This window comes from Microbacterium sp. zg.Y909, assembly GCF_024626565.1.
Genome location: NZ_JANJFJ010000135.1, coordinates 1 through 11,153, shown reverse-complemented (window position 1 = coordinate 11,153; position 11,153 = coordinate 1). Strand labels below are relative to the sequence as shown.

Sequence of the window (11,153 nt, the reverse complement as noted above, 5' to 3'; positions counted from 1 at the left end):
TGGATGCCGCGGACCTCGCACGGCTGCGGGAACTCGAAGCGCTCGTCCGCGCATCGTCCGATCCGGCGCACGACCACACACCGCCGGCGGGCGATGCTGGCGCGGAAGCGGACGCGGACGGTTCCGTCTCCCGGCACGCGGGCGTCGACGGCTCGGTCTCTGCACCCGTGGGCATCGCCGCCGGTGGCGACACCGAGGCCGTCCCGACCCCGCCCCCGAATCCCGGCGTCGCCGGCGTCGGCCCGCGCATCGGGGGGTGGCGCGCCGCCGCGATCGCGGCCGCCGCCGTGGCGGGTTGCGCAGTGGGCGGTGCGGGGGTCGCCGTCGCCGTCGCGCCGCCGGCCCCGGACGCCGTGCTGCGACCGATCGCCGACTCCGAGATCCCGAGTCACCTCGAACAGAACGGCATGCTGGACTTCCTTCGCATCGACCGTGAGACGGGCATCACCGCCTACGATCCTCATCGAGGCGTGCGCGCCTTCACCTTCACCGGCACTGACGGCAACCCGTGCCTGATCGTGAGCGTCGATGCCGACTTCTTCGACTATGCCTGCGGGCATGGACGGCTCGACCCCACGCTCGACCTCATGCCTGGCCGGACCGCGCCGGCGACGATCGCGAGCGGCCTGTCGAAGGCCGTGTTCGTCCGGCTGGTCGCCCGCGACGGCACGGTGCAGATGTGGGTGGAGGACCGCCCGGGCTGACCCGAGCGGCCCCGGCGTTCCATGAAGCAGGTTCATGCGCAACGGCACGCCCCCGGAGTCGGGGGCGTGCCGTTGCTGTCGTACCCGGGATGCCGGTCGGCGCGAGCCGGCTTCCCGGACGAATCACGCCGCCGCGGCGATGCGGCTGCGGTAGGTGAGACGGTGTGCGACCCAGAAGCCCAGGGCGACGACTGACGCCAGGGCGATGCCGATGATCCACGGCATGAGTCCGGGGACGGCGCCGGATGCCCCGGCGTGCAGTTCACCGGAGCCGGCGGCAAGCTCGCTGTTGCCGTCGGCGAGAGCGCCCGCGCCGGAGGTGAGCTCGACGCTGCCCGAAGCCAGCGTCTGTGCCCCATCCGCCACCGCAGTGGAACCCTCTGCGAGGCTCGAGACTCCCTCTGCGAGGTCGCCCGCTCCGGTGGAGAGCGTCCCGGTTCCGGCGGCGAGGTTCCCCGCCCCGGCGACCAGGCGATCGGCGCCGGTCCACAGGTTCTGAGTGCCGGCGTCGAGCGTGTAGGCGCCCGAAGACAGCGTGCTCGTTCCCGAAGACAGCGTCGAGGCACCGGCGGCGAGCGACCGCACACCGGCCGAGAGGCTACCGGCTCCGGCGCTGACCTCTGCCGTACCGGCGGCGAGAGCACCCGCGCCTGCGGCGAGCGCCGGTGCGCCCTTCTCCTCGTCGGCGAGAGCCACGGTGCCGGGCCACTTGCGCGCCGGGTCGCCGGAGATCAGCGTGTTGAGTCCCGCGGTCACGTTCTGGGCGCCTTCAGCGGCATCGATCACGCCCTTGGCCAGGGTCGGCGCGGCGGCGGCTGCCGGCGCGATGCCCGCCGACTGGAGCGCCACACCCTGGGATCCAGCGGTCAGCAACGCGAGCGGGTTCCCGAGTGACGCGCGCACGGCCGCGGCAGTGGCCGGATTGACGAAGTAGGCATCCGGCAGCTGGGCGACCGCGTCAGCGACGTCGGCGACACCCTCGGCGACCGCCCTGGCGTTGTCGGGCGCACTCGCGGCGTTCTCCTGCAGCGTCTTGGTGTTCGCGACGAGCCCCGGAAGCTGCGGGTTCGCCGCGGACGCTCCGAGTTTGTCGCTGAGCAGTGTTGCTCCATCGCGTACCTGGCCGGCGATGCCGTGTGCTGCGACGACGCCCGCGGCCAGCGTGTTGGTCTTCTCCGCGAGTTCTGCTGCACCGGTCGCCGCCTTGTCGGCACCGGTCTCGAGCTTGTTCGCACCGACAGCTGCCTCGCTGGCTCCGGCGTTCAGACGCGCGGCGCCCGCCGCAGCGCTTGCGGCGCCGTCGGCGAGGCGCGAGGCGCCGGAGGCGGCCGAGGCCGCACCGGCGGAGAGCGTCGTCGCCCCGTCTGCGAGCGTCGTGGCACCGTCGGCTGCCGACCGCGCCCCATCGGCGAGGGCGGTGGCCCCGGCGTGGGCGCGCGCTGCGCCGGCATCCAGCTCGGACGCGCCATCGGCGAGGGTGTGCGCGCCCTGCGACAGGGTCGACGCGCCTTCGCTCACCTGGCGCGAGCCGTCGTCGGCCTGCGAGGCGCCGGAGGCCAGTTGCATCGCGCCGTCACTGAGCTTGTTGACGGTGACGAGGTAGAGCACCGTCATGGCGGCCAGAAGGACGGCCAGTACCGCGACGGTGATGCGCAGACCCATGCCATGGGCGTGCTGCGAGGTTCTCGACATTGAGACTCCGGGTTTCTCGGCCTGCGGACAGGCAAGGGAGCAGGCGCCCAACACTGGGCACCTGCACGGTTGGGCTGAACGTAGCAGTCCGGATGTCACCGGCAGGAGAGTCGCGCTCGGATCTGCACGCTGGAACTAAGTACCACCGAGGCCGGGATCGAGTTTCTTGTGGGATCACCACAACGGGGCGCGGGCATCCCCGTCTCCGATCCCACGTCGGCGACACCGTTTCACAGCGAACTCCCACACAACCGCAGGCTTGCGCTCTTGAGAGTGTCTGTGAGTGTGTTGTAACGTGTGGGAAATCCCGCCGGAAGGACTGCGCGTGTACGCGATGGAACGTCACCAGTTGATCGAGCGACTCGTCGTGCAGGACGGTCGGGTTGCCGTCGTCGATCTCGCCGACCGCTTCGGTGTCACGACGGAAACGGTGCGGCGCGACCTCGACCAGCTCGAACGGGCGGGCGCGTTGCGACGAGTGCACGGCGGCGCGGTGGCGCGCGAGCGCACGAGCCTCGTGGAGCCGTCGCTGGTCGAACGCTCTTCGCAGCGGGGAGCCGCCAAGCAGGCCATCGCCGGCCGTGCCCTTGACGTGCTCGGCGACGCGTTCCGCGGCTCGGTCTACATCGACGCCGGCACCACCACCGCTGCGGTCGCGACGCTCCTTCCCGCTCGCCTCGCCGAAACCGACGGCAGCGCCGAGGTCGTCACCCACGCGATGTCGGTGGCCGGTGTCCTCGCCGGTGCGCCCCGCCTTTCGCTCACCGTCATCGGCGGGCGGGTGCGCGGCCTGACCGGGGCCGCTGTGGGTTCCCACACTGTGCGCGCCATCGAGGGACTGCGCCCCGACGTCGCCTTCATCGGCACCAACGGCATCTCCGCGGGGTTCGGGCTCAGCACCCCCGACCCCGAGGAGGCGGCCGTCAAGCGCGCGATCGTGCAGAGTTCTCGGCGCGTGATCGTCGTGAGCGATGCCCAGAAGTTCGACGCCGAGCTGCTGGTCGCCTTCGCCGGCCTCGACGACATCGACGTCGTGGTCGCCGACCGTGCCCCCGGTGACACCCTCGGCGCCGCGCTTCACGAAGCGGGGACGGAGGTGTGGACCGCATGATCGTCACCCTCACCGCGAACCCGTCGCTGGACCGTACCGTCGAGCTCGCAGCGCCGCTCGAGGTCGGGGGCGTGCAGGTCGCCCGCGGCGCCCGGGAGGATGCCGGCGGCAAGGGCATCAACGTCTCGCGGGTGTGTGCGGCGTCCGATGTGCCGACCCTGGCCCTGCTGCCACTGGCCGCCGATGACCCGTTCGCGGTCTCGCTCCAGGCCACCGGCATCCCTGCCGTCACGGTGCCCGTCGCCGGCCACGCCCGCGCGAACATCACGATCACCGACCCGGCCGGCGAGACCACCAAGGTCAACCTCCGTGGAGCCGCGCTCGGTGACGCCGAGCGCGCCGCCGTGGTCGAAACGGTCGTCGGATCGTGCGTGGGAGCGCAGTGGCTCGTGCTGGCAGGATCCCTTCCCCCCGGTGTGCCCGAGGGGTTCTACGTCGAGGTCATCGACGCCGTTCGCCGGCGTTGGGCGGATGCCGCCCCCCGCATCGCCGTCGACACCTCGGGGCCGGCGCTGGCCGCGGTCGTGGCGCACGGCCACCCCGACCTCATCAAGCCGAACGAGCATGAGCTTGCCGACCTCGCCGGCATCGCGCTGGACCCCGAGGTCCACCTCGTCACGGCAGTGCTGCCGGTCGCCCGGCGACTCGTGCCGGCGCAGGTCGGCGCGGCCTTGGTGACGCTCGGTGGCGACGGCGCCGTGCTGGTCACCGCGGACGGCGCGTGGGCTGGCCGTCCGCCGCGCATCCGCGTGCACTCCACCGTCGGCGCGGGCGACAGCTCGCTGGCCGGCTACCTCATCGCCGACGCGCGCGGCGCCGAACCCGCCGAGCGGCTGCGCAGCTCCATCCGGTACGGCGCCGCAGCGGCGTCACTCCCGGGCACGCAAGCGCCCCGGCCCTCCGACCTTCCGGCCGGCGACGTGCCGGTGCGGACCATCGACGACTGACCCACCTTCCGACCCTTGGAGGTCATCATGACCGAGACCATCACCACTGACCTCGTCAGCCTCGACGAACCGCTCGGCGACGACAAGCGGGCCGTCATCCACGCTCTCGCGGCGCGGGTGGCGGCACAGGGACGCGCGAGCGACGCCGATGCCCTCGCGGCCGACGCGTGGGCGCGTGAGCAGAAGGACGAGACGGGGCTGCCCGGCGGCATCGCGATCCCGCACGCCAAGAGCGCCGCGGTGACCGAGCCGTCGCTGGCCTTCGCCCGCCTGAAGCCGGGCGTGCCGTTCGGCGCCCCCGACGGCCCGGCCGACCTGGTGTTCCTCATCGCCGCGCCCGAGGGTGCGGCCGAAGCGCACCTGGCCGTGCTGTCCAAGCTCGCCCGCTCGCTGATGCAGGACGACTTCACCTCGGCTTTGCGCTCCGCCACCAGCGCGGACGAGGTGGTGCACATCGTGCGGCGTGCGATCGGGGAAGAGGCGGCGGCAGAGTCGACACCGGTCGGCGCGTCGGCGGCGGCCTCGTCGACGGCAGCCCCGGCGACGGCCCCGCAGGCAGAAGGGGCAGTGCCTCCCGCTCCGCAGAGCTCCGGCATTGCACCCGAGCTCACCGTCGACGGCCGCCCCGCGCGCATCGTCGCGGTCACGGCGTGCGCGACCGGCATCGCGCATACGTTCATGGCCGCCGACGCGCTCAGCGCGGCAGGCAAGAAGGCGGGCATCGACCTGGTGGTGGAGCCCCAGGGCTCCAGCGGCTACAAGGCGCTGCCGAAGGACGTGATCGACCAGGCGGATGCCGTGATCTTCGCGACCGACGTCGACGTGCGCGAGCCGCAGCGTTTCGCGGGCAAACCCGTCGTGCGCTCCGGGGTCAAGCGCGGCATCGAGCAGCCGACGCAGATGATCGCCGAGGCCGTCGCCGCCGCGAAGGACCCGCAGGCACAGCGAGTCACCGGAGACGCGAGCGCATCGACGTCGTCGACCACCGCCGAACGGGCCGGCGCGGGGGCGAGCGTCCAGCGCTGGCTGCTGACCGGTGTCAGCTACATGATCCCGTTCGTCGCCGGCGGCGGGCTGCTGATGGCGCTCGGCTTCCTGCTCGGCGGGTACGAGGTCAGCAACGACGCGGCATCCGTCATCATCGAGAACTCCCTGTGGGAGCTTCCCGCCGGCGGTCTCGGCCAGTATCTCGGCTCCGTCGCGTTCATGATCGGCAACACGTCGATGGGCTTCCTGGTCGCTGCGCTGGCCGGATACATCGCGTTCGCGATCGCCGACAGGCCGGGCATCGCGCCCGGATTCGTCGCGGGCGCCGTCGCGGTGCTCATGAACGCCGGCTTCATCGGCGGCATCGTCGGCGGTCTCCTCGCCGGTGGTGTGGCGTGGTGGCTCGGCAGGCTCGACGCGCCGCGCTGGCTGCGCGGGCTCATGCCGGTCGTGATCATCCCGCTGCTGGCATCCATCGTGGCCTCCGGCCTCATGGTGCTCTTCCTCGGTCGTCCCATCGCCTGGCTCATGGAGCAGATGACCAACGGCCTCAACGACCTCGCCGCCACCGGGCTCATCGTCGTGGTCGGCGTGATCGTGGGACTGATGATGTGCTTCGACCTGGGCGGACCGGTCAACAAGGTCGCGTACGCCTTCGCCGTCGCGGGGCTGGGCACGGCCTCGGCGACCAACACGACGCCGTACCTGATCATGGCCGCGGTGATGTGCGCCGGCATGGTGCCGCCGCTCGCCATGGCGCTGGCCTCGACGGTGCTCGCGCGCAACCTCTTCACTCCGGTCGAGCGCGAGAACGGCAAGGCCGCCTGGCTGCTGGGCGCCTCGTTCATCTCCGAAGGCGCCATCCCGTTCGCCGCAGCCGACCCGCTGCGCGTGATCCCCGCGAGCATGGTCGGCGGCGCGGTGACGGGAGCGCTCACCATGCTGTTCAACGTCGAGTCGCGGGCACCGCACGGCGGCATCTTCGTCTTCTTCGCCATCGACCCCCTCTGGGGGTTCCTGGTGGCTCTGGCGGCAGGTACCGTCGTGAGTGCACTCATCGTCGTGGCCCTCAAGAAGTGGGTCGCGCCGAAGGAGTTCGCCGAGGCCGAGAAGGCTCCCGCCGCTCAGGTTCCGGCAACCGTTTGAAAACCCCACAAGGAGGACCCCATGGCAGAACGCCAGGCCACGATCGCCAGCAGCTCCGGACTGCACGCCCGCCCCGCGAAGCTCTTCGTACAGGCGGTGCAGGAGAAGAGCGTGCCGGTCACCATCGCGGTCGAGGGTGGACCCGACCTCAACGCCGGCAGCATCCTGTCGCTCATGGGGCTCGGTGCCTCGAACGGCACGGTCGTGACGCTCAAGGCAGAGGGCGACGGCGCCGAGCAGGCGCTGGACGAGCTCGTCGCGCTGCTGGAGACGGATCTCGACGCGCAGTGACACGCCTCTGACGCCGGCTCGGGCCGGACAGACGGATGCCGCGGGGTACACCCCGCGGCATCCGTCGTCTCCGGCCCGTTGTCGGCGCGGCCAGGCCTTTACAGGTCGACCGCCGCGCCCGGATCGAGCTCGAGGAACTCTCCGCCGTGCTGCTCCGCCGCCCACTTCAGGCGGGCGCGGCCCATCTGCAGTCCGGCGCGCGAGAGCGTCATGTCGTGGGTGCCGAAGGCCCGGCGGGGCTTCACGGCGAGGACGAAGTCCATCGCCTCGCCGATCTTCAGCCACGGCGCACCCACCGGCGCCGCCAGCAGCCGCACCTCCGCACCCTTGGGCACGGCGTAGGAGTCCCCGGGGTAATAGAAGTCGTCGTTGACGAGCACACCGACGTTGTCGATGACCGGGATGGACTCGTGGATCACCGCGTGCCGTCCGCCGTAGAACACCAGTGTGAACGGGTCGACCGTGACGGTGTCGCCGGGGGCGACGACCGTGATGTCGTATCCGGGGGCGGCGGCCGCGACTCCGGCCGGGGCGAAGATCGGCACTTTCGGCGCCAGCGCGGTCAGCCGGTCCAGGTGATCCGGCGTCCAGTGGTCGGGGTGCTCGTGGGTGAGGACGATGGCGACGAGGTTCTTCACATCCGTCAGGGGGAGGGTGAAGGAGCCCGGGTCGATGATGATCGTCTTTCCATCGCGCTCGAGGCGCAGGCAGGCATGTTCGTGCTTTGTGACTCGCATGAGGGAAGTCAACCGTGCGACACGCCCGGCGGCAACCGCGACCCGCCTCGATTTGGCCACGTCATGCGAGCCGTGGCATACTTTAACGGTTGTCGAAACGGCCCCATCGTATAGCGGCCTAGTACGCCGCCCTCTCACGGCGGTAACGCGGGTTCGAATCCCGCTGGGGTCACAACACCGAAAACCCCCCGGTTTCTGCCGGGGGGTTTTTCGCTGCCCACAGGGCTGGCGCGGTGAGGCTGCCGCGGGCAGGCTGGCCGCATGTCGGCAATGCGTACGGCGTCACGGTATGGGTCGATCCTCCTCGCAGTCATCGCGTTGGCCGTCGTTCTGGCACTGGCCGCGGCGGGTGCCGATTCCGCCGCTCGCTGGGTCGCCACAGGATACGTCGCCGTCTTCGTCGTGGTCACGCTCGGACGGATGGTGCGCGACGTGCTGCACGGACACGTGGGGCTCGACATCCTCGCGGTGGTGGCGATGGTGGCGACTCTCGCGGTGGGGGAGTATGTCGCTTCGCTCATCATCGTGCTGATGCTCTCGGGCGGTGAGGCGCTCGAGGAGTTCGCGGCGCGCCGCGCGCAGCGCGACCTGACTGCCCTGCTGGACCGCTCGCCGCGGACCGCGCACATCGTCGGCGGGCCGGGCGGTCTCCCGGCCGCGGCCGGCGACGAGCGACTGCGCGACGTACCGGTGGAGGAGGTGCAGGTCGGTGATCTGCTGCTCGTGCGCCCGTCGGAGGTCGTTCCCGTCGACGGGGTGGTCGTGGGGGATGCCGGCACGTTCGATGAGTCCTCGCTCACCGGCGAGAGCCTTCCGGTGACCCGTGCCGACGGCGAGGAGGTCTACTCCGGCGCGGTCAACGGCACGCGGGCGGTGCGGCTGCGGGCGGTGCGGCGCAGCGCCGACAGCCAGTACCAGCAGATCGTCGCGCTCGTCGAGGCGGCGCAGACTTCCCGCGCGCCCGTCGTGCGGCTCGCCGACCGGTTCGCGGTGCCGTTCACCGCCGTGTCCCTCGTGCTGGCGGGAACGGCGTGGGGGCTGTCGGGGGATCCCACCCGCTTCGCCGAGGTGCTCGTGCTCGCCACCCCGTGTCCGCTGCTGCTGGCGGCGCCCATCGCGTTCCTGGGCGGGCTGTCCCGGGCAGCGAAGTCCGGGATCATCGTCAAAGGCGGCGCTCAGATCGAGCGGTTGGCGCGCGTGCGGTCGGTGTGCTTCGACAAGACCGGCACGCTCACCTCGGGGCGGCCCGAGCTCGTCGACGTGCTCCCCGCGACGGGCTTCACCGCCGACGAGGTGCTGCAGCTGGCCGCCTCGGCCGAGCAGTACTCCTCGCACGTGCTCGCCGACGGCATCCGAGCCGCCGCCGACGCACGAGGACTGCAGCTGCTGCCGGCCCGAGAAGCCAGCGAGGTCGCCACCAACGGTGTGTCCGCCGTGCTCGCGGGGCGGCAGGTGGCGGTGGGCAAGTCCGCCTTCGTGGCCACCGTCGCCGACGGGGTTCAGCGTCCCCGGCTCGAACCGGGCCAGGTGGCGGCGTATGTCGCGGTCGACGGCCGGTTCGCCGGCGCGCTGCTGCTCGCAGACGCGGCCCGGGAGGAGTCCCGCGATGTGGTCGCATGGCTGCGCACCCATGAGGTCGAGCGTGTCGCGATGCTCACCGGCGACGCCGCCCCCACCGCCGAGGCGATCGCGCACGGCATCGGGGTCGACGAGGTGCACGCCGACCTGCTTCCGCCCGAGAAAGTGCACCTCGTCGGGGCGTTCACCCCGCGCCCCACGATGATGGTCGGCGACGGCATCAACGACGCCCCGGCGCTGGCGGCAGCCGACGTCGGGGTGGCGATGGGGGCGCGCGGCGCGACGGCGGCAGGGGATGCCGCCGACGTCGTCATCACGGTCGACTCGCTCGCGCGCGTGGTGGAAGCCATCGTGATCGGTCGCCACACGCTGCGGGTCGCCCTCACCGCGATCTGGATCGGCATCGGGCTGAGTGTCGGGCTGATGCTCATCGCGATGACGGGCGTGATCCCCGCCGTCGTGGGTGCCCTCGTGCAGGAGCTGGTCGACCTCGCCACGATCCTCTACGCCCTCCGCGCCCTGCGCGCGCCCGCCTCCGGCCTCGCGACCGCCTCCGGCCTCGCGCCCACGCCGACGCCGGCGCCGGCGCCGACGCCGACGCCGGCGCCGCGCGACCGGTGAGACGAATACCCGCGGCCGAGACCGTGGGTGGCACCCGCCGTCTCGGCCGTCAGGATTCGTCTCAGCGCCAGCGCTAGCGCCAGGCCGCCGGGTCAGTCCTCGGCTGGGGCGGCGGGGGAGCGGCGGCGGCGCACCGCGCGGCGGATCAGCCAGACCGCCGCGCCGATCACGCCGATCACCGCCAGCCACGGCAGCAGGAAGCCCAGCGCGACCACGATGCCGTTCATCGCGGCCACGAGACCATTCCATCCCGCCAGCAGTCCGTCGGTGAATCCGGCGGGGTCGGCGTCGACACGCTCCGCGGGGGTCACGACGCTGACCGTGAGCGACGACAGCGATACCTGCCCGTCGAGATAGTCCAGCTGCCCCTGCAGCGACTCCAGCTCCGCCTGGCGCTCGGCCAGCGCGTCCTCGGCCGCGATCAAGTCCGACAGCGAGCCGGCTTCGTTCAGCAGGGCGGTGAGCCGCTCCACCGACGCCTGGGCCGATGCCACCCGTGCTCGCAAGTCGAGCGCCTCGGTCGTGACGTCCTGACGCGAGATGCGGGATGCCGTGACCTCGCCGAGCTCGTCGAGGCGCTCGATCGTGGCGGTCAGCTCCGTCGACGGCACGCGCACCGTGATCCAGGTGTCCGACACCGCCGAGGGGTAGGGATACACCGCGGCATCGCCGTACTGGCCCCCGACGAATCCACCCTCGATCGCGCCGTTCTCGCCGAGACCGCCGGCCCGCCCGAGGCTGAGCGATTCCACGAACCCGCCCGCCGCTTCAGCCTCGGCCGAGATCGCCTCGAGGGCATCGGCAGCAGCCCGGGCGCCTGAGCCGGCCACCTCGAGCGTCGCCGAGGCGGTCGCGATCACCTCGCGCTGCTGCGCACCGTCGCCACCGTTGTCGCCGGCACCGCCGATGACGCCCAGCCCGCTCTCGACGTCGCCGTCGGCCACGCCGGTCTCCGGCATGACGGCCCCGTCTTCGGTCGTGGTCATCCACGCGCCGCCGTCGGTCACCTGGCTGTCCGCGGCCGAGCCGCCCCGGATGAGACTGCCTACGCCCGGTGTGATCACGGCCGCCACGATCACCACCGCCGCCGCGGCGCCGCCGGCGATGAGCCAGCTGCGCCGGCGCTGTCGGGCGGTGCGTGCCGGCGTCACGCCGCGAACGGCCGGCGCCGCCTCGCGCCCCGCCGCCGCGCCGCGAGGCTCTTGGCGGATCCGCGCGAACAGCTCGCCCTCGATGCGGGCGACCGTCTGGTCGTCCAGGTCGGGCAGATCCGCGGAGGCATCCGCCCCGGAAGAAGTCGTCGGGGTCATGCGGTCTCCGTTCCCAGTTCGGTCCGCAG

General features: G+C 72.2%; 9 protein-coding genes and 1 tRNA gene. 7 read left to right on the top strand and 3 right to left on the bottom strand.

What is annotated here, in order from left to right; all coding sequences use genetic code 11:
- Window positions 1–704, top strand: a 704-nt coding sequence (locus NQ160_RS11350) for a hypothetical protein (protein ID WP_257515349.1), incomplete at its 5' end; no start/stop codon positions are given.
- A 123-nt stretch (window positions 705–827) separates the two neighbouring features.
- Here the strand turns inward: NQ160_RS11350 and NQ160_RS11345 are convergent.
- Window positions 828–2,396, bottom strand: a complete 1,569-nt coding sequence (locus NQ160_RS11345) for a hypothetical protein (RefSeq protein ID WP_257515348.1) — start codon at window positions 2,394–2,396, stop codon at window positions 828–830.
- Between the two features lie 325 nt (window positions 2,397–2,721).
- Here NQ160_RS11345 and NQ160_RS11340 point away from each other — a divergent pair, with 325 nt between their 5' ends.
- From NQ160_RS11340 to NQ160_RS11325, 4 genes are read left to right on the top strand one after another with little or no spacing between them, the layout of a single operon-like run.
- Window positions 2,722–3,507 carry a DeoR/GlpR family DNA-binding transcription regulator gene (locus tag NQ160_RS11340; protein ID WP_257515347.1) on the top strand — a complete coding sequence of 262 codons (786 nt, stop codon included), beginning with the start codon at window positions 2,722–2,724 and terminating at the stop codon, window positions 3,505–3,507.
- Complete coding sequence (locus NQ160_RS11335; RefSeq protein WP_257515346.1) at window positions 3,504–4,454, top strand: 1-phosphofructokinase; 951 nt, start codon at window positions 3,504–3,506, stop codon at window positions 4,452–4,454. Before NQ160_RS11340 ends, NQ160_RS11335 begins: the two co-directional genes overlap by 4 nt.
- A gap of 27 nt (window positions 4,455–4,481) precedes the next feature.
- Window positions 4,482–6,587 (top strand): PTS fructose transporter subunit IIABC, encoded by a 2,106-nt coding sequence (locus NQ160_RS11330; protein WP_257515345.1) that lies wholly within the window; start codon window positions 4,482–4,484, stop codon window positions 6,585–6,587.
- A gap of 21 nt (window positions 6,588–6,608) precedes the next feature.
- Complete coding sequence (locus NQ160_RS11325; RefSeq protein ID WP_257515344.1) at window positions 6,609–6,878, top strand: HPr family phosphocarrier protein; 270 nt, start codon at window positions 6,609–6,611, stop codon at window positions 6,876–6,878.
- 98 nt (window positions 6,879–6,976) lie between these two features.
- On the opposite strand, the gene NQ160_RS11320 is transcribed toward NQ160_RS11325, so the two are convergent.
- Window positions 6,977–7,615 (bottom strand): MBL fold metallo-hydrolase, encoded by a 639-nt coding sequence (locus tag NQ160_RS11320; RefSeq protein WP_257515343.1) that lies wholly within the window; start codon window positions 7,613–7,615, stop codon window positions 6,977–6,979.
- A 99-nt stretch (window positions 7,616–7,714) separates the two neighbouring features.
- Here NQ160_RS11320 and NQ160_RS11315 point away from each other — a divergent pair.
- Both NQ160_RS11315 and NQ160_RS11310 read left to right on the top strand, forming a co-directional pair.
- Window positions 7,715–7,787, top strand: a tRNA-Glu gene (locus NQ160_RS11315).
- An 89-nt stretch (window positions 7,788–7,876) separates the two neighbouring features.
- Complete coding sequence (locus NQ160_RS11310; RefSeq protein ID WP_257515342.1) at window positions 7,877–9,814, top strand: heavy metal translocating P-type ATPase; 1,938 nt, start codon at window positions 7,877–7,879, stop codon at window positions 9,812–9,814.
- A gap of 92 nt (window positions 9,815–9,906) precedes the next feature.
- On the opposite strand, the gene NQ160_RS11305 is transcribed toward NQ160_RS11310, so the two are convergent.
- Window positions 9,907–11,124, bottom strand: coding sequence for a DUF4349 domain-containing protein (locus NQ160_RS11305; RefSeq protein WP_257515341.1), 1,218 nt, complete (start codon window positions 11,122–11,124; stop codon window positions 9,907–9,909).
- Between the last annotated feature and the right edge of the window lie 29 nt (window positions 11,125–11,153).